This is a genomic window from Paenibacillus sp. sgz302190, assembly GCF_059820445.1.
The window spans coordinates 104,469-124,426 of record NZ_JBZYAO010000002.1 but is presented as its reverse complement, the minus strand read 5'-3'; the positions used below and the strand labels follow the sequence as shown (position 1 = coordinate 124,426).

The 19,958-nt window shown below is 48.1% G+C and carries 16 protein-coding genes; 3 read left to right on the top strand and 13 right to left on the bottom strand.

What is annotated here, in order from left to right:
- Positions 1-212: 212 nt before the first annotated feature.
- Together AC6RNO_RS04100 and AC6RNO_RS04095 are read right to left on the bottom strand one after the other, a co-directional pair.
- Positions 213-671 (bottom strand): MarR family transcriptional regulator, encoded by a 459-nt coding sequence (locus AC6RNO_RS04100; protein ID WP_497104709.1) that lies wholly within the window; start codon positions 669-671, stop codon positions 213-215.
- A 324-nt stretch (positions 672-995) separates the two neighbouring features.
- On the bottom strand, positions 996-1,676 hold the full coding sequence (locus AC6RNO_RS04095; protein ID WP_474682387.1) for a TetR/AcrR family transcriptional regulator: 681 nt from the start codon (positions 1,674-1,676) through the stop codon (positions 996-998).
- A gap of 140 nt (positions 1,677-1,816) precedes the next feature.
- On the opposite strand from AC6RNO_RS04095, the gene AC6RNO_RS04090 reads away from it, so the two are divergent.
- On the top strand, positions 1,817-3,169 hold the full coding sequence (locus AC6RNO_RS04090) for an MATE family efflux transporter (protein ID WP_497104836.1): 1,353 nt from the start codon (positions 1,817-1,819) through the stop codon (positions 3,167-3,169).
- A gap of 328 nt (positions 3,170-3,497) precedes the next feature.
- Here the strand turns inward: AC6RNO_RS04090 and AC6RNO_RS04085 are convergent, their stop codons facing one another.
- Together AC6RNO_RS04085 and AC6RNO_RS04080 are read right to left on the bottom strand one after the other, a co-directional pair.
- Positions 3,498-4,139 carry a DJ-1/PfpI family protein gene (locus AC6RNO_RS04085; RefSeq protein WP_474682386.1) on the bottom strand — a complete coding sequence of 214 codons (642 nt, stop codon included), beginning with the start codon at positions 4,137-4,139 and terminating at the stop codon, positions 3,498-3,500.
- A gap of 191 nt (positions 4,140-4,330) precedes the next feature.
- Positions 4,331-4,924: a TetR family transcriptional regulator C-terminal domain-containing protein gene (locus AC6RNO_RS04080; RefSeq protein WP_497104708.1), complete on the bottom strand. Its 594-nt coding sequence runs from the start codon at positions 4,922-4,924 to the stop codon at positions 4,331-4,333.
- 78 nt (positions 4,925-5,002) lie between these two features.
- Here AC6RNO_RS04080 and AC6RNO_RS04075 point away from each other — a divergent pair, with 78 nt between their 5' ends.
- A complete protein-coding gene (locus AC6RNO_RS04075) occupies positions 5,003-5,452 on the top strand; it encodes a DUF2306 domain-containing protein (protein WP_488435106.1) in 450 nt (149 codons plus the stop codon).
- Between the two features lie 212 nt (positions 5,453-5,664).
- Positions 5,665-5,781: an NAD(P)H-binding protein gene (locus AC6RNO_RS04070; RefSeq protein WP_488435107.1), complete on the top strand. Its 117-nt coding sequence runs from the start codon at positions 5,665-5,667 to the stop codon at positions 5,779-5,781.
- 22 nt (positions 5,782-5,803) lie between these two features.
- Here AC6RNO_RS04070 and AC6RNO_RS04065 read toward each other — a convergent pair whose 3' ends face one another.
- The 9 genes from AC6RNO_RS04065 to AC6RNO_RS04025 form a co-directional block, all read right to left on the bottom strand.
- A complete protein-coding gene (locus AC6RNO_RS04065) occupies positions 5,804-6,613 on the bottom strand; it encodes an SDR family NAD(P)-dependent oxidoreductase (protein WP_497104707.1) in 810 nt (269 codons plus the stop codon).
- Positions 6,610-7,254, bottom strand: coding sequence for an NAD(P)H-binding protein (locus AC6RNO_RS04060; RefSeq protein ID WP_497104706.1), 645 nt, complete (start codon positions 7,252-7,254; stop codon positions 6,610-6,612). The genes AC6RNO_RS04065 and AC6RNO_RS04060 overlap by 4 nt, the downstream gene beginning before the upstream one ends.
- A 112-nt stretch (positions 7,255-7,366) precedes the next feature.
- Positions 7,367-8,386: a DJ-1/PfpI family protein gene (locus tag AC6RNO_RS04055; RefSeq protein ID WP_497104705.1), complete on the bottom strand. Its 1,020-nt coding sequence runs from the start codon at positions 8,384-8,386 to the stop codon at positions 7,367-7,369.
- Positions 8,387-8,622: 236 nt separating this feature from the next.
- Positions 8,623-11,658 (bottom strand): winged helix-turn-helix domain-containing protein, encoded by a 3,036-nt coding sequence (locus AC6RNO_RS04050; protein ID WP_497104704.1) that lies wholly within the window; start codon positions 11,656-11,658, stop codon positions 8,623-8,625.
- Between the two features lie 5 nt (positions 11,659-11,663).
- Positions 11,664-12,890: a histidine kinase gene (locus AC6RNO_RS04045; protein ID WP_497104703.1), complete on the bottom strand. Its 1,227-nt coding sequence runs from the start codon at positions 12,888-12,890 to the stop codon at positions 11,664-11,666.
- Between the two features lie 350 nt (positions 12,891-13,240).
- Positions 13,241-13,825, bottom strand: a complete 585-nt coding sequence (locus tag AC6RNO_RS04040; RefSeq protein ID WP_497104702.1) for a TetR family C-terminal domain-containing protein — start codon at positions 13,823-13,825, stop codon at positions 13,241-13,243.
- Positions 13,826-13,868: 43 nt separating this feature from the next.
- Entirely contained in the window at positions 13,869-14,648 is a 780-nt protein-coding gene (locus AC6RNO_RS04035; RefSeq protein WP_497104701.1) for a DNA alkylation repair protein, read from the bottom strand.
- 12 nt (positions 14,649-14,660) lie between these two features.
- Complete coding sequence (locus AC6RNO_RS04030; protein WP_474682375.1) at positions 14,661-15,089, bottom strand: VOC family protein; 429 nt, start codon at positions 15,087-15,089, stop codon at positions 14,661-14,663.
- Positions 15,090-15,583: 494 nt separating this feature from the next.
- On the bottom strand, positions 15,584-19,858 hold the full coding sequence (locus AC6RNO_RS04025; RefSeq protein ID WP_497104700.1) for an S-layer homology domain-containing protein: 4,275 nt from the start codon (positions 19,856-19,858) through the stop codon (positions 15,584-15,586).
- Between the last annotated feature and the right edge of the window lie 100 nt (positions 19,859-19,958).

Below are 19,958 nucleotides of genomic sequence, written 5' to 3'. Positions count from 1 at the left end.
GCTTATTCCAATAACCTCCGTGTCATCAATTTACTTACTCATTCATTTTATCGCGGCAGTACTCCGGGTTCATGAGTCATGATTAGGAAATGCGCGGGATTATTTTAGGATGGCGCCGGGAATGCACTAGGAATATTCACGGCAAATTGTATTTCGTGATACATGTAGCCATCTACCTATTTGTTTAAAAAAATAAGCGAATCATAGCAAATTCATCGCTTTGACAGGTGCTGTTCGACGTTTTCAAAAGCACGGGTCAGCAGAGAGACAAACATGGCTTTTTCGGCATCTGACATCCCTTGAGTGATCAGTTCTTCAGATTTCGAGAAGGCATCACTCCGCTCATTCAGAAATTGTTTGGCTTTGGCCGTTACATCGATACGGAGGTTACGTCCGTCGGCAGGGTTGCTTTTGCGTGTGATAAATCCGGCCTTCTCCAGACCGTTCAATAAGTTTGTCACTGACGGGCCGCTTAAAGCCATTGTTTTTTCAAGATACTTCCGGTTGATCTCCATATGCTCTTCTAAGGATTGATGAATGTGACTCAAAAGAATCGCCTGCGAGGCATTCAAACCATGATCCGCCAGAAGTTGGTCGATGATTTCCCGAACCTTTTGTGCGATAAGCTTAATGTATAAACTATAGGGGTACATGTCGAAAATACTTTGCATAGGTTTCTCCTTGGATTCATGTAGATGTCTACATTATATTTTCGGTTTTTAATTTTGTCAACGCAAGCTTTCCCGTCATGATCATTCCATAAAAAAATGAAGAGCGCCCCCCATTCGCTATGGGCTGCGTTCTCCATTTAACTGGCAGCCGTTTAGCTAAAGCACATATGCCGCCATGCTCTTCCTGCGAAAAATGCAAGAGGAGCTGCCGCGGTGCATAATTGCCAACCTTTCAATGCCCGATCCGGGGGCTATGATCAAGCCTGCATAGCATGCCCCATCGAAGCCGCCCATCCAATAACCGGATGAGCGTTTTTTTACATTCTACTTCTCCTGCTCCTTTATCACCTGCTCAATCCCCAACAGAATCAGCTTCAAGCCGAACTCAAACGCCCTGTCGGTCCCCATCAGCTCGAACAGCCCGTTCGTGAACATCCTCCGGAACAGTCCCGCTTCCGTCTCGCTCATGGAATCCAGAAGGCGAATCATCTCCTCACCCGGATGCGCTTCCTGGTCCTTAAGGATAGCGGAGACATTACGCTCATGCTGATAATCGTCTAGAACGAAGTAGAAGACATAGTTCACAAGCGTAGTAACCACTTGCATTTTCTGCTCTTGCTCAAGCGGCGTCGATTCCACACAGAGCAGCATACGGTTGGTGAACCGGATGATATCCGGCTCGTGGGGCAGCGTCATCATCATGAGCTGCGTGGAGCAGGGATACCGGCTGAGCACACTCCTTACCGTTACCGCAAGCCCCGTCAATTGCTCCTTCCAGTCCCCCTCGGATTGGAACTCCTCCAGAATGATTTTCGATACCTGGTTGGCCAGACGCTGGTAGAGATTCTGCTTGCTCTTGAAGTACCAGTACAGAGAGGGAGCCTGAATCCCAAGCCGGTCGGCCAATCGTCTCAGACTGAATTTCTCGATGCCCTCCTCCCCCAGAAGCTCCCACGAGGCTTCAAGAATCTTATCCTCCGATATCTGAGGCTGCTGCTTTTTCATCGGTATCCACCCTTTTATCTAACAGTGTAAGTTTATGCTTTACAGGTTCATAAGTTCATGATATCATCTTACACTGTAAGATTCAATCTAACACCGTTAGACAGAAGACCAAAAAATAAATGAAGAAAGTAGTGACCCGCATGGATGCAGAAAACCTCCATTACTTTGAAAAAGCACCGGTCGCAAAAGCCGTAGCTCACTTCGCTGTACCGATGATGCTAGGCTCGTCAATGGGTGTCATCTATTCCATCTTGAACGCCTATTTCCTTGGTACACTGGGCAATACTGCCGTCTTAACCGCACTCGCACTCACCATGCCGTTATTTTCGGTCATTATGGCGCTAGGCAACTTGATTGGCATCGGTAGCGGTGCATTCATCTCCCGTTTGCTGGGAGAGAAAAAATATGATGATGTAAAGCATGTGTCTTCATTCGCTTTTTACAGCAGTTTAGTTCTCGGTCTTATCGTGATGGCCGTCGGCCTCCCGTTGATCGATCCAGTCCTCCATGGCCTGGGGGCAACGCCTGACTCCTTCGGATTTACGAAGGACTATGTCACGATTATGCTTATGGGTTCACCATTCGTCGTATTATTCTTCACGCTGGAGATTATCGTACGCTCGGAGGGAGCAGCAATCACGTCGATGATCGGTATGATTCTCAGTGTTGTCGTAAATATTATTCTCGATGCGCTAGTTATCTTCGTCTTCCATTGGGGTGTGATCGGGGTTGCGTCTGCTGCGGTCCTTTCTAACTTGGTTGCGAGCATATTCTACGCCTTCCATATGAGATATAAGAGCCAATTCTTAACCGTCTCCATAAAATGGTTCAAGGCTACCAAGGACATTCTGAGCAATGTATTCAAAATCGGAGTTCCCGTCTTTATTATGAGTATCTTCTTGGGTGCAATGTCGCTCATCTTTAACCGTTTTCTGGTCGAATATGGGGATCAGGCAGTAGCGGCTTACGGAATATCATCGCGTTTATTGCAATTTCCTGAATTTATTCTGATGGGCTTATGCGAGGGAGTCGTGCCGCTCATTGCCTTCTCTTTTACGGCGAATAAATTGCGCATGAAGATTACCATTGGATTCACGATCAAAGTGATTGTGGCGTTAGCCGTTGTGTTCGGCGTCATCGTCTATCTGATTTCCGACCACTTGATTGGTTTATTTACGAATGACCCGCAATTAATTGAAATGGGCAGCTACATTCTGCATGTGACGTTCTTATCCTTGTTCATTACAGGAATGACCACGTTGTTTACGGGGATTTTCCAAGCAACAGCGCAAGGAACCGCCGCGTTTATTATGTCTGTTATTCAAGGAATTACTCTAATTCCTGTGTTGTATATCGCCAATCGAATGAACGGCTTCTACGGGGTGGTCTGGTCGCTCGTCATTGCGGATGCCGTCGCGTTCCTTGTTGGAGCCATCATGCTGTATATTCTGCGGAACAAATTGCAGCCGGAATTGGATAATTTAGTGCAGTAGAATATATATAACACGCAAGAAGGCAGGATAAGAGCACTCCCCCGATCCTGCCTTTTTTAGGTACGTGGACGGGGAATAGGACTCACCCGCACTTGCGATACAGTTCTCAGTAACAGGCCAAACAGTGAGTTCGGGTTCGCCGCAAGTACACGCCTCAAGGAGTACCATCTATAGAGCGAAATTGAACAGCTGTTGAATCCTTTATCTTTACCCGCAAATACTCTGTCACCAACTCCTGTAGCGGAACAGATAGGTTACTTCTCGACACAGTGAAAAAAGTGCTCAACTCCGCACGGAGCCGGGGCGCAACACATGGATAGAACGCAAATTAACCAGCTATTGACTGCTCCTTCTTCCAAACGGTTCCTCGACGTTCGTGCTCAAAAATGCTCTCCAATTCGGTGGAGATTCGGGAACCCCAATTCCGTTCCGCCAAGTACATCGCAAGATCGATACCCGAGGTCACTCCGCCGCTGGACACCAAATTTCCGTCATCTACGACGCGAGCGCGAACAGGGATGGCCCCCAAAGATGGTAGTGCATCCATTCCGAGATGGTGCGTGACTGCGTGTCTGCCCTGCAGAAGACCCATCATGCCAAGGAGCGTCGAACCGCCGCATACCGTCGCCACGATCATGGCGGGGTTGGCCATCGCTTGCTGCATCAAGGGTTTAAGTGCGGATTCGGAAGCTTGCTTCAGCCACGCGAAGATAGAGCCAGGCCCGTCCCCTTGCATATCTCCCGCGCCTCCCGGTACCACGATAATGCCCGCTTCATTCGGATCCAGTTGCGCCGTAGCTTCAAGCTCCATCCCATACAACCCGCTTTTTACTTTTCTTTTGCCTTCTGCCGATACGAATTGGACGGGAGCTTCTCCTGTGGCCAGCAGTGAAGCACCTCCCAGCACTTCAAACGGTGCGATCACATCCAACATATCGAAACCTTCAAACAATACCACTTGGATTTTCAAGGTCTCCATCTCCTTACTGCGAATGTTAGGACCGGACCGTCCGGTCCGTACCCATAACCAATTGTACCCTAGATTTTTTCCCTTCGCCATACACTTTTTGTGTATGTTTTGTGAACCGATGAAAATGGAAAAGCAACATCCTTTATGGATGCCGCTTATCGCTTTGATAAGAACTCCCGCTTCAAATCCATTTACTGAATCATATAGCTTCTCAACAATCTCTCCATGTATTTCATATTTCGTTGAATGGGTTCGTTGCTGCCCGTCAGCCGGCTCGCCATGATGGCTCCTTCCATCGAATCGATCAGGAAGGAAGCCAAGTCGGCGGCATCCGTGCCCGAACGAAACTCCCCATTTCGAATGCCCTGCTCGATGATGGACTGCACGAACCGGACCATGCCGCCGTAGGCAACAGCCACCTTCTGTTGAAGCTCGGGAAATGTTCCGTCGCTCTCCACTGCCGTATTCAGCAACGGACAACCGCCAGGAATCGGAGGGTTGTCTACGGCATCCTGATAAATCGCCGAGATTTTCAGGAGTTTGTCGAAGGTCGTCCTCCCCTCGCGTTCCGCTTGCACGAAGAACTCCTGCAAAATCTGCCCGGCCCTCTCGAAGGCAGCCAGTACAATCGATTCCTTGGTTTCAAACCGTCGATAAATCGCCCCTTTAGGCAAGCCGGTTGCCTGCATAATTTCCTGAATCGATGTTTGAGCGATGCCTCGTGTATTAAACAAATGCAAGGCATGGTCTATGATCTTTTCCCGTATTTCGTCTGGTTTCCTCATGCTTCTTCCTCCTTCATCATGCGATCGGCGGCGGGGGGTTCCTTATATATTGTCACAAATCGCCCAAAGTTGTCCATTGTGTTCGCTGTCGTTTCGTTCATGTGGGTCGCTCATACGGTGACCAAAAATTTCGTATCGGATCCGGGTTTCAACCAATTGCTCGCCGCCAGAGGTGCTTTTACGGCCGATCGTCCGCTCTGGACATTCATGCTCCGGGCGCACATCGTTCTGGCTATCATCGCGCTGATTACGGGGCCGGTCGGCGCCATTCGTGCCATCAGGCAAAAAGCGATCGCCTGGCACAGATGGAATGGACGTATTTATGTCCTTTCGATTCTGCTTAATGTGATTCCGGGGTTGTACATGGCCTGGTTTGTCCCGGGAAGTCTGACGGTGGTAGGTTTCCTCGTGCTGAGCGGCCTCTGGCTGGTAACGACCTGGCTCGGCTACATCCATATTCGCCGAAAGAATGTCGCGCAGCATACGCGCTGGATCACACGCAGCTTTTCCTCACCTATGCGAATCTGATCATTCATCTTCTGCTGATGCTTGGCGAACACGGCCTCCATCTGTCGCACGAAGCTTCGTATGCGCTCGCCGTATGGGGCAGCTTGTCGCTCAATTTAGTGCTGGCCGAAATCGCGCTTCGCAAGAAGTGGCTGACTTGACCGACCTTCGGATCGGACGGTCCCGGTGACGAAACAACGCTATGTGCAACGTACAGAGGAGGTTAAACGCTTATGAGGCTCTTTATCGTGGGCGCAAACGGAGGGGTCGGCAGACAGATGGTCCAGCAAGCGCTTGCGAACGGCCACCAGGTGACGGCGTTCGTTCGCAAGCAAGGAGCTTTCTACTAGTCAACTGCATAAGTCATGTAATTCATAAAAGTTTTCCTATTCTTTGCTTGCACTCGTCCCATAACCACGCTGATAAAGTAGGATCGTCAAGCATCCTGTTCCCTTGTGCTTTTTGTTTCCGTACATAATAATCGCCATTAAGTTTCGTACTCGTTTCTGCCAAATAAACTAATGTTTCTGCTCCCTTTTCTGGTGTTGCAAGCAATGGCGAAAAGACTATCTTTAAAATATTCGCGTAAAAACCCATATATCGACCAAAATCAGAGCTGATGAGTCCAGGGTGAAAGTCCGCAAACTCAATTGAATATCGTCTGTGGTACTCCCTGAACAACATCCCAGTAATAAGTTTGCTTCGAGCATAAATCGCATGAGACCGCAACCCATTCGTCCTTTGCCAATCTCTCTTGTTTATGGACGCTCCTTTATGAGAACGAGAGGAGGTATTCACGATCCGTCCATTTTTTTTCAAAAGTGGGGTTAACATCAGAGTAAGTAGAAATGGAGACAATGTATTCACTTGAAAAATAGGTTCATTGCCATCCACGGTTAATCCACTCTCTGTAGGAATTCCTCCTGCATTATTCGCCAATACATCTACTCTTGAAAAATCATTTAGAAGTTGATTGGCTAGACTCCTTACACTGTTTAGATCAGTAAAGTCAGCAGTGTATGGCTTGACGCCTAACTCCTTGGCTATCCTCTCCGTTCGTTGGATTGATCTCCCCACCGGTATAACGTGAGCTCCGCATTCAAATAATTTTCTAGCCGCAGCAGCACCAACGCCTGAACTTGCACCAGTCACAACAATAATTTTTCCTTTTAATAAGGTCATCCGTTCCTCCCACATAGGACAGCACGCTGCTTAATAAACTTTCGATCAGTAACTGAGGTGAGGACAAAATCTGCAACACATGAACGAGAGATCGTCAATTTGGAAGGCGTCTTTAGAGAAGACGAAGCGACATATTTATTTTTATCGGTTTCATCAGTTAAAGATCCAAAATATGCAATAGTCCACTCGAGATTACTTTCGACCACAACTTTTTCTGCTGCGCTCAAATCTGCAAAATCTTTACGGAAAAAGGTATATCCTAGAAATTTAATGAAAATGTTTGCATTGCTTAATGATTCACCTGCGCCATAGCTCATCAACAGCGATAATCGTTTTATATTATTAACGTTCATAGCTTGCACGACCGAACTCATTGCACGATTTAAAATCTTTCCTCCATTACCCTTTACAACCAATCCGTTTCCTAACGCAGAAATAACCGCATCATGTCCCCTCATAGCATCCTGTAATTTATGTTGCTCTTCCAATATATTGCCGATTACAACCTTTAAATTGGAGTGACTTAGTTCAAGCCCATTCGTTCTTCGTACAAAAGCAGTCACTTCATGTTTATCAGATAGGGCTTGGTTAACAATAAGCCTACCTATGCCTCCGTTTGCACCTACCACTAATAGTTTCACTTGAATCTTCTCCTTCTTATTTAGAAGTTATCGTAGCTTTTATTTGCTTTTGCTACCGCATTAGATTAGAAGAGGTTTACAATCTAAGCCCCATCCACCTAAGAATACTTGTTTATGGAGATACTCGCTTACCCGACAATTTTGAAGAAATCATACCTGTCTTTGCTTTACCTTCTAGGGTATTACCGTTAATTGTCACATCAAAATTAAGGTTTAATTTCATGGGTTTCTTCACTTGTTGCTTCCACTTCAATCTGTTTCCGATAATCTCTGTATCTTCTAAGATAGAAACATCTGTTTCATCATCGTCTGCAGTAGCCGTGCCATGAAGTTTATTGTCTCTCACCTTTAAATCATAGGTCACATGAATTTTACCAATCGCAGTCGAGATTTCAACTTTCCACATGCCATCAATTTCTGATTGATGCTTGTTGCTCTCACCCATCTGATGGTTGGATTCCACCTCATCCTCGCCTGCATTCGAATGATAATCAACAGGTAAGGCGCCCGAATTCTTCCAAACAGTTCCTCGTTTCTCATACTGGAATAGTTTTTCCACTTCATGAGCGATCCTTGGACCAAACTCTCTTTCAACAACATAAATTGCAAGATCTAAGCCAGATGTTACTCCTGCGCCAGTAATTAAATCTCCATCGTCCACAACTCTAGCATGGACAGCATTTGCGCCACTTGCGGATAGTAAATCCATTCCCATATGATGTGTAACAACGTTCCTGCCTTCTAGTACACCTGTCATTGCCATCAACATAGAACCGCCACATACCGATGTCACTAAAATTCCCGGGTCGTTTATGGCTTTTTTTACAAGTTCCCCCAACTCTGTTTCAGAAGCATTTTTCAATTTCATTGGAATGGAATCGGGATCTCCCTCTATTAACGACCCTGCCGCACCTGGCAATAAAATAATTCCCTTCTTTGAAAGATCTAACTTTCCTTCAACTTCCATAGGGTAATTATTAACGCCACTTCGAATTAAATTGTGGCCATCGACACTTACAAACCGAACGTTAATTTCCTCTTTAGTTAATTGGCTCGCTGTAACAAATACTTCATAGGGGGCAACGACATCTAATAAATCAAACCCATCAAATAAAACGACTTGAATGTTCATTTTTACACCTCTCTTAATAATTTTTTTAATCAAACCGAATCACTCGGACCGGACCGTCCGGTTCGTTTTAATTATAACATGCTAATCATCAAATTTCCTTTAAAAATATGACTGCTTTTCAACATCTACACGGAGTACGATAATAACAGCCTTTTTGTTCTCTTCTCTTCGGTGTACAACAATATCTGGATAAAAAAATCCCCCGAATGGGGGAAATAGCTGAAAAAAAAGGGAGATCAACCGAGTATCATCCATTCCGCAGCGCGCTGCAGCGCCTGCACCCGGTTGCCCACCTCCATCTTTTTATACACATTTTTGATATGGGACTTTACGGTTTCACCTGTAATGTGAAGACGACGGGCAATTTCCTTGTTCGACAAGCCTTGGCTGATCAACTGCATAATCCTTATTTCCTGCAAGGTCAGGTTGTGCGGTTGTTGTTCCGCATCAGGGACGGCACGCAGAGCTTGAAGAAGCTGCTTGACATAAGCCGCAGAAACCGGGCGGGGATGTTTAAGCCCGCTTCCTTGCCGCAGCTTGAGGTAGCCTGCCAGCAGCTCCTCCATGCCGGTCCCTTCATCCATGAAGCTGCGGATGTACCCTTCCGGTTCCGAGAGCTGCAAAGCCATCTCCAATTGAGCGAACGCCGCCTCTATTCGGTCTAACCGCCGAAGTATGACGCTTTGCAGGATAAGCCCCTTGATGCGATCCCGGAGACGCTCCTCCTTGCTTAATAATTGATTCAACCGTTCCAGTAAATACAGCGCGTCTTCCAGCCTCCCGCACGCTGCAAGCACTCTCGCCACAACGAGATGCTCTTGCACCCGATAGAGCGAAACTTCATCCGTATGCGACAAACCGCATCTTTGCAGCCATTCCAGCGCATAGGAATGAGATCCTTGGCGCAGAGACAGACACGCTTGTTCCGCTTCGATATTTCGCATAAATAATTCATAGTCGGGAGAATCGATCTGCGCCTTCAACTGCTCAAGCAGCTCCGAAGCCCGGCCCGGGTTGCCCAGAGCCTGCTGAATCCGCGAAGCGCTGATCACGTTATGAATCATAATCCGCGCAAAGGGCTTAATATCCTGACGCGCTATCGCCCGACTCGCGTACCGATCCGCTTCTTCCAGCCGGTTCCACTCATACAGCAGCTTGCTGTAAGAAGCATACAAAAGACCGACAAAAGGATAGTTTTCTTTGTTTTCCCATACGGCAATCCATTTGGACAGGAAGGCATAACCCGCATGCAGATCGTTGATAAACGCCAAATGATCGTCAAACGAATCATATCCCTGATACCTGTTCCGCCCCATTGTTTGAAAGAAGCTGCCTTCCGGCATATGGCGTTCCGCCAGCTCGAAATATTCAGATGTACGCGCCAGGTCCTTCTGAAGATAGGAGATAATCGAACAGAAAAAGTAAATATTTCCTAGCGCCTTGTTCCATTCGGCGTCGCCCCATTGATCCCGCATCCCTTGAAAACGCACTGTCGCTTGACCCACTCTTCGGAAAGCGGCTTCCCATTCTCCAACGCCCAGCAATACCGATATATAGAACATTTCAATCATCGGCTTGTCCGCAAAGGCATTCTCCGGCAGCTTCGAGACCCATCTATGGAGTGCGACGCTTTTTGATTGCACTAACGTATGAAGATTTTTCTCAATGATCCGCACGGCATCTGGAAACTGTTCTCCTTCTATATAATGCTCTACCGCCTCTACGTCAAATCCGTAGTCCTCCAGCCATACGGCCGCCCGATGATGCGCCTGCATCCACTCTCGCCTGTCTTTCTTGAACAATAACTGCTGCAAAAAGTCGGCAAGCAAATGGTGATACCGATACCAGTTTCTATGCTCATCCAGCGGAATAATAAACAAATTCAGCTTCTCTAATCGTTCCAATTGCTCTTGGCTGTTCGATTGACCTGTTACAGCCTGACATAAGGAGTCGTTCATACGGTTCAGGACGGACGTTTGCAATAAAAAAGCAAGATCAGGCTCCGATTGATAACGAAGCACTTCTCCGAGCAAATAATCGGATATATGACGCTGCTGGCCGCCAAACCGATGAATCGTCTCGGCTATGTTCTCGCTCTGCTTTAGCGAGATTGCCGCTAGCTGCAAGCCGCTGACCCAACCTTCGGTTTGATCGAAAAGCTCTGTCACCTGCTCTTTGGTCAGCAATAAGTCGGCCGTATCGCAAAAAAAGACAATCCCCTCATCCAATTGAAACCGCAGATCGTGCACGAGAATCTGGTTGCATTCGCCTTTTGCCAAAAGACTGGACGTAGGTATGGCCAATTCGGTACGGCTTGCGATATAAAGATGAATATGGGACGGCAAGCGTTCAAGCAGATCGTATAAGGAACGGTGAATTTCAGGAAGTTCAATGAAATGATAATCGTCGATAACAATAGCCAATTCGCTGGGTAAGCGATGAAGCTCATTCAGCAATGCAGGGATTGTATGCTCCAAATACACGGAAGATTCTTTCTCAAGAGCATGGATCACCGTTTGGCCAAAACCCGGAACCCTCTCCTGAATGGAAGCGGTGATGCAGCTCCAAAACTGAATATAATCATTATCACTCTTATCCAGCGAGAGCCAGGCCGTAAGTGCCCCGCTTTGTCTGACCCATTCGCTTAACGCTGTCGTTTTCCCGTAACCGGCCTGCGCGGAAAGCAGCGTTAGCTTGCTCTCCATCCCTTCATTCAGCTTCCGTATGAGCTGCGGCCGGGATACCAGCGCTTTACGCACATGAGGGACGCGAAGCTTCGTGCTTGGAATCGCCTGGACTCCTTCTGCAGAACTCCGTTCCTGCTTCGCTGGTATCATTCGAGGGAGATGACCTTCTTCCTGCGAAGCAGCATTTCCCGGCTTTCTCAAGGGAGGTACATGTACGGTGATTTGCTGTTTTTTGCGGACCTTGGCAAGCGTTTGTGTCATTCGCTTGACGGTTACGGGTTTCATCAGGTAGTCCAATGCGTTCATATCAAAAGCTTGAACCGCATAATGGTCATATCCGGTTACAAAGACCACATCTATGGAAGCGTCAAGCTCAAACAGAAGGCTGGATAACCTCATCCCGTTAATTTCCGGCATGGAAATATCCAGAAATGCGATATCCAGCGGATTGGCCTTCGCATATTCATAAGCTTCCCATGGGTTCAGCGAAGTATGGCAAATTTCAATCCCGCCGATTTCGGATAATACCATTTCCAGACGTTCCACCGCTAATTCTTCATCATCCACGATCATCGCTCGCAGCATCCGCTTCATCCTCCATTCTGCTTGGCCGTGTATGCAGGAATATCGAAAATCACCTTTGTGCCTGTTCCTACCGCACTTTCAATTCGAATGTTTTGTCCATATAGTAGTTTGAGCCGTTGACTTATATTCCATAACCCGACGCCTTTCTTACCCGCGTTCGAGCACAGTATATCCTCCACCTGTCTTTCACTCATGCCGCAGCCATTGTCCTCAATCACAAAGCTGACTGCGCCGTCCGCTTCAGTCTTCATCGCTATTTTAATAGTTCCCCCGCGCAAATTGGACATCAGACCATGCCTTACGGCATTTTCCACCAGCGGCTGCAAGATCAACGGGGGAATCCGAGTATCCGGATTGGCGGTTACATCGTACTCGACAAACAATCTGGCGCCAAAACGCACCTTTTCGATATTGAGATACGCTTTGACGAGCTCCAGTTCATTTTCTATCGTGGTCAGGGAATCCAGTTGTTTGAAGTCGAAGCTTTTCCGCAAATATTGCGAAAACTCAAGCGTTAATTCCTCAGCCTTACGAGGTTCCTTGATACACAATACAGCAATGGAATTCAGCGTATTATAAAGGAAATGAGGTTTAATCTGGGAACGCAGAAAGGCGATTTCCGCATCTCTCGCCTCGGCCTGCAATTGCCGGTTTTTTTCCGTTACTTCTTTTATCATTTCTTTGATATATACGAAAAACAGCACAGATGCGACGGAAACGATCGTATATATAACCTGGGCCTGAAAAAAATGGAACGAAAACCCGTTCATCCAGACCCTTGTTACGCCACCGACCAGGCAATAGCAAAAAGACAGGATCAGCGCCAGGAGCAGTCTTTTGTTTTTCCCCGCCGCGGCAAAAAAGGGTTGGGCGTATAGGATTGCCGTCATGCTAATGAGCAAAGTCAGGATGGTCGAATAAACGCCGGAATCAACTCCAATATAAATCCGGTACAGGATGACTAGCGCGGATAAACTGACACCCGTTCTCCAGCCGCCATACAAGGTCCCAAGCAGCAAGGGAACGATTCGTATATCCATGCGAATACCGGAGGGTATATAGGTAGGGAAGGACATGCACAATAGGATCGACAATCCCCACAACACCGTCTGAATGATCGCTGCGTAATGATGTAATTTGGATTTTTCCGCCAAAAATACTTCGAAGGTGAATATTAACGTTGTTATCAGCGCAAGCTGCAGCAAGAAATCCTTCATGATCTCCAAATTCATAATGACTGTATCACCTTCGTCCAAATTAATGTAAGCCATTCCGAACAAGCCACGGGCTGCTGGACAGTATCTGCGGCTGTGACTTCTTCGTGCTTACAGCCCCACCCTCACGATGCGGCCCTGCCTTCAGCGAAACACTTACCACAATCATACCACGATTATGGAAAACATTGTCGTATTTTGTCACACAAAAATCCACCTAGAACCCGTCTCTAGGAGGATGAACATATACGGTTCAGCCTAACGGGTCTATCGGCGAAAAATGCGAAAGGAGCTGCCGCGGCGCGACAAGCTCCTAACCCGATTAATATGACCGCCCCCTAACTTCATCGCTTCAGATGAGTGAATCGTCATTGTTTTAGTACTTCCAAGAATACGCCAAGTACCTTCATAGTCTCATCCAGAGCATTAGGCTGCAAGGACTCGTTGGCAATCCAAAGCGCCGTCTCATTCAAACCACCCGAAATAAAATGGGTCATTGCATCAAGGGGAACCATCCGAAAGTATCCATGGTCGTGCATGATTCCAAGCTGCTCCCTCAATAAACGCATGGAATGGTTTTTATCCATCTCCCTCCATACTTCCCAGCCAAGAATTGCAGGGCCGTCGATTAGCATAATACGCCTATTTCGCTCTTCAACAGCAGCCATAATGAATGCGCGGCAACCTAAGTAGAGCTGCTGCCATACATCTTCACTTGCCGATGCCTCTTGCTCCACCCTTTCGGCAACCTCTCGCTGGACATCTTCAAGTACGATTCGAAACAATTCCTTCTTGCTGTGAAAATGATGATAGACCGCTCCCCGTGTCAGATTCGCCTCATGAACGATCGATTCCAGTGCCGCATCCGCATAACCGTATTCGGTAAAATGGGTTCTGGCGACATCGAGCAGCTTATGAATCGTTTCCGCAGTCGCTGCTTTGTTTCTTTTCATAATCGACTAGTTCTCCATTCGCATTACTTTGCATCCCAATTTCCTATAGCTCATCTAACATAGCCAACGCATCTGGATCTCCGGACTTCGCTGACGATCTTAAAGCGTGGCCAACCATGCTCCGGCCATGCTTCCACCCGGCACTCAGCTTGTTAGCCATCCAATTTATTGTGATCTGCTTGTAATCCTTTGTCAGATCATTCAAATGATTCGCTACTGACCTTCTGACATAGTCCGAACCGTCATCCAGCAATGGCTCAAGTAAAGAAAGATTTTGCACGGGATCACCATTCAACACTTCCATTCGCTTTGCCCATGGAAGACGAGGACGAGTCCCTTCACTGACTAAACGACGCACATGAAAATTAGGATCGAAAGCCCAAGTAGATAATGTTTCAAGACATTCCTCCGAATAGCGGAGGAGATACGGGCGGATGGCATATTCCGAGGTATGGCGTTTTGTAATCTCGTACAACGCGTCCATAGAAATCCGGAAATGATTAAGACCATATTGTTCCACGAAATAGGCGATCGGCATCAGGAAGTAACCCTCGGTGAACATCCCCTGCTCACTTTCATTCTCCGGGCCAAGGATTTTTAATAAGATATCCAATTGATCAGGATAATCCAGCGGTAATGCGCAATGCAGCTCTCCGGCGATCAACCGGACCCTTGCTTTCAACTCAAGTGGTTCTGTCTGTTCCGCTACTGCATTTACAAAACTGTCGACTGGGAAACCCGAGTAGTAGGGCTTGATTAGACTGGCTAGCCGTACAGCCAGCTCTCCTCCAAAATAGTTCTTCAAAGGTACATGTGCTCCCATGCAAGTATTCCCTTATTTCCATATCTCTTCGGAATATTGGGTACTAAAATCGTTTGAAGGTGGGATGACAGTAATGATATCGATCAATACCCCGTTGGGATCGGAGGTAATGAAATGCCGCTGTCCAAAATCCTCGCTCCGGATATCGAGCTCCAGTGGTAGCTTGGCTCCCCTAATGAGACGTTCGTATTCAGCATCAACATCGTCCACTTCGAAGTTAAGAATCAGCCCTCTTACTTTTGTCCGGTATGCGTCGGGAATGGTCGGATGAGAGGCGTCAAGAATAGCCAATTCGTACGGTATGTCATTGCCGGGCATTTTCAAGCTGATATACCAGTCCGCCTCAAACATCTTATTGAATCCAAAGTGATCCTTGTAAAATGCTGCCGTGGGAATAACTTGATCTGTTAAAATGACGGGATAACAACTGGATACTTTCATAATAATACCCCTCTCGGTTATGATAGTACCCAGTTTAACATACATACTGTATGTATGTAAAGTGGCCTCGGTCTAACTGCTTTGCTAGCCCCGTCTGTTTCACTCTCTGTATGCAAACTGAACCTTTGGTAGCCCTGCAACGATTACAGCGGGATGCCGAGAAGGGATTATTCGATGAACTTCTTGTGTGGAAAATTAATCGATTAGAAGCATAGTGGGCGTAATTCCCGAGTTGTGAGCAGACTTTTTCAGCCGCCGCCTGATAGGATTCCCAAGCCTCCTCCAACAAAAATACGAAATAATGCTGTTCCAGCTTAGCCAATTCGGACCGGAAGCTGCCGGCACCCCACACGGGACGCGTAAAATCTGCTGGCGGGTCAAACTTCACAGCAGCTTTATGATTTTCTGCACCGCGGCGCTCAATATTTTTCCCTTTTACACAAAAACAAGGCTGCTTTGAAATTGACTTCAAAGCAGCCTTGTTTGATTTTCCTTTACTTGCCCTTTTGCGCCAACATTTTCAGCAGCACCGTTACTGACTCTGCTCTTGTCGTTTTATCGCCCGGAGCAAATGCATTCGCGCCTTTACCTTCGATCATACTCAGCTTTTTCATGGCCCCAACTGCACCTTTCGCCCAGTCCGGAATGTCTCTGTCATCCGCAAAGCCTGTTGCCGTTGCAGCTTCAACGGACTGTCCCAGCGCTTTTGCGATCATCACTGCCATCTCCGAACGTGAAATTTCGGCGTCCGGTCGGAAAGTGCTGTCTTCATAGCCTGTAATGATGCCCGCTTGTACCGCTTGCGTGACAGCTTTCTGCGCCCACGCGCCAATCTTCGCCTTATCCGTGAACACCAGCGCCGCTCCCTCTCCTTGCGGTTTGAGTGCATTCATCAGCATCACCGCAAATTCCGCGCGCGTTACGGTTTTGTCAGGCTTGAACGTACCGTCTGGGTAGCCGCCAACGATGCCCATGCTGATCGCTTTCTTGATGCTCGCCTCAGCCCAGTGTCCAGCGATGTCGCTAAAGCTAATTGTTGGTTGCGTTCCTGGTGTTGGCACTGTTGGAACTTTATCTTCAGCGAATACCACATATTTCGTAAAGTGGTTAACTTTTATGGTGATAGTATTTCCTTTTACCTCGCCGCCGACTTCCACCCATATCTTCTTTATTTCGTCGTAGAAAAATACAGAAGGTTTTTGATTGCCCTTTAACCTTTTCGGATCGAAGGTAAAAGTCATTGTGATTTCCTGATTGAAGTTTTCCGGAAAGTTTTTTAGAATTTCGAATACCGGGCTGACCAGAGCATCCTTGCTTGTAAGCAGCTTTTGTGTGTCTGCCACTTTTTCTATCGTTATTTTCAATTCTTTTCCAGACGTACCGGCAGGAATTATAATTTTGACATCATCGCCCAGACTAACCTCACCAGATTTACCGATGGGAAGCGTTAGCGTACCGTCTGTCGAGATCACTGTATTGTTTGAGGACGTTAATGATGGAGTGCCGCCATTGCTAGAAGAGCCGCCCGTGTTGTTGGCCGTCCACTTTGCATACAGGGTCGTATCTGCCGTGATCGGAATGGTGAAATTGAACAGTGCCGTCAACCCGCTGTCGCTGTACCACCCGCCGAACGTGTACCCGCTTCTCGTAGGATCAGTTGGTTTTGTCGCCTTACTGTTATAGTTCGCTGGCTGGCTGCCCACCGCTGAACCGCCGTTACTTTTGAAGCTGACAGTATACGTGTTGATCGTCCACGTTGTGTATAGTGTCACGTTGGACGTGCCCATGATGAAAGACGACCCTTCGGTATAGCTCGTTCCGCGTCCATCCGCTTCCGTTTTCCAGCCTGCGAACGTATAGCCCGTCTTCACCAAATTTCCGGTGTTCCCATAAACCGAAACGGTAACTCCTTGCGCATATGAGCCACTATCAGTTGGCGCGTTGCCAGATATAGCGTCGTTGCCGTTATACGTCACCGTATACGCAGGAATCTCCGTTACGGTCCTCACCGTTACCGTATACGTTACCTTCGTTGTTCCATCCTGTGCAGTAACAATGACCTTCTTACCCGTTGCCAAAGTAGTCGCTACAGTTGTCCCATCTGCATCATATACTTCAAACGTTGCATTCGCTGCCGGGGTGATCGCTGCCTTGAGCGTAGCTAACGTTGTGCCGTATGGAATGTTCGTGATACTTTCATTCGCGGTTCCGCCTGTGCTTACCGTGCCTATCGTCGAGGTCAGCGTTGCGGCTGTGCTTAAGCCCACCGTTACCGTATACGTTACCTTCGTGGTTCCATCCTGTGCAGTAACAATGACCTTCTTACCCGTTGCCAAAGTAGTCGCTACAGTTGTTCCATCTGCATCATATACTTCAAACGTTGCATTCGCTGCCGGTATGATCGCTGCCTTGAGCGTAGCTAACGTTGTGCCGTATGGAATGTTCGTGATGTTTTCATTCGCGGTTCCGCCTGTGCTTACCGTGCCTATCGTCGAGGTCAGCGTTGAGGCTGTGCTTACGTTCACTGTTACCGTATAAGTTACCTTCGTGGTCCCGTCCTGTGCGGTAACAATGACCTTCTTGCCCGTTGCCAAAGTAGTCGCTACAGTTGTTCCATCTGCATCATATACTTCAAACGTTGCATTCGCTGCCGGTGTAATTGCTGCCTTGAAATCAGCGAACTCTGTGCCGTATGGAATGTTCGTGATACTTTCATTTGCGGTTCCGCCTGTGCTTACCGTGCCTATCGTCGAGGTCAGTGTTGCGGCTGTGCTCGCTGTGCTCAATGTCTGAACAGGTACCGCATCGCTCTTCGCCGATTCACCGGCCGCATTGAATGCGCTCACCGCAAACGTATAGGAACTGTTCGGTGCCAGCCCGCTCACCGTATAAGTGGCGCCAGTCACAGTGGCAATCGCCGTATTGCCTCCATCCTTGTAGAGGTGATAGCCAGTCGCTCCTGATACGGCATCCCAGGATAGCGTAGTCGATGTAGCTGTCGTGCTGCTGGATTGCAAATTCGCAGGTGCTCCGGGAGAGGTCAGTTGATATACACCGTACAGTCCCGCTGCATATAGCTTGCCGTTTGCCTCCAGGAGAGAATTCAGTTGACTCGGCGAACCACTTACCTGTTCCCATTCGCCGTTGCTGTACGACCATACGTCGTTATTGCCGTTATCCGTCCCGGCATACAGCGTACCGTTCACCTCGAGTAGGGCATTCACAGTACTCGGCGCATTATTACTGCCCGCCACCCTGGTCCATTCGGGTGTAGCCGAGGTCGTATCGTAGATCCATACGTCATCGCCTTCACCGTTAGCAGTTCCCGCATATAGCTTACTGTTCATATTAAGCAAAGTATGCACATTTTTCGGCGTATGGCTGATCGTCATACGGGTCCATTCGGGCGTAGCCACGTTCAAGTCATACGTCCAAACGTCGTTCCCACTGCCCCCTGTTCCCGCATACAACGTACCATTCACATTGACCAAGGCATTTACAAACATTGGTGCACTGCCTGCCGTCATCTGCGTCCATTCGGGCGAAGTCGCGGCAGTATCATACGTCCATATGTCATTGCTGCCGTTATTCGTCCCCGCATACAGCGTACCGCCCACATTGAGCAAGGCATACACATTGCTCGGCGCAAGACTGCTCGTCATCTGCGTCCATACGGGCGTATTCACGGTCGTGTCATAAATCCATACGTCATGGTCAGTGTCATCATTAGAAGTCCCTGCATATAGCTTACCATTGACATCGATCAAGGCATACACATAGCCCGGCGAGCCGCTCATCCGTGTCCATCCACCACTGGCCGTGTACGCCCACACGGCTTTAGTGTCATCATTTGTCCCTGCATACAGCGTGCCATTGACATTCAGCAAAGTGTTCGTATTGCCTGGCAAAACACCCATTTGTGTCCACGCGCCATTCCTGTACGTCCACACGTCTTTGTTTCCGTTTTTCGTCCCTGCATACAACGTCCCGTTGTCATCAAGCATAGCATATATGTTGCCCGGAGATCCGAACATTTGCGTACATGAAGTGCTCGTACATGTCCACATATCATCGGAGGTGGAACCAGTCCCTACATACAACGTGCCGCCCACATTGAGCAAGGTTCGCGCATAACGCGGCGAATTGGAAATAGGCGTCCATGTACTGCCACTGTACGTCCAGACAGTGTGGGTTCCGCCGAAAGTCGCCGCGTACAGCGTGCCGTTGACATCAACTAAAGAAACTACATTTGTTAACGTGTTAGGCCCACTTGGCGTGCTGCTCATCGGCGTCCATGCCCCGTTACTGTACGCCCAAATGCCATTGCTTAACGTCCCTGCATATAGTGTGCCATTTACATGAATTAAGGCTTGCACGTCAGTCGGCGTATTGCTGGTCGTCATCTGTGTCCATGCAGGCGTAGTCGCAGTAGTGTCGTAAGTCCATACATCTTTACTGTTGTTAATGCCACTAGAAGCCCCCGCATATAGCGTGCCGTTTACATCGATTAAGGAATACACATTGCCCGGCGAGCCGCTCATCTGTTTCCAACCGTCACTGGCCGTGTACGTCGACACGCCGTCACCCCAAGAACCCGCATACAACGTGCCGTCCGCATCAACAAGAAAGGTTCGCACACCTGCCGGTGAGCCTTCCATCTGCGTCCAAGTGCCATTCGTGTTCTGCCATACGTCATTGTTGAAGTTCCCTGTCCCTGCATACAACGTGCCGCCCACTTTGAACAAAGTTTGCACGTTGGACGGTTGCACAGATTGTCCCACCACTGGCCAAGTCGACGACGTTGGCGAATTCGCATGGGCAGCCTTGCCTCCCCCCATGAATGGAATGAGCATGAAGGCGAGCAGACAT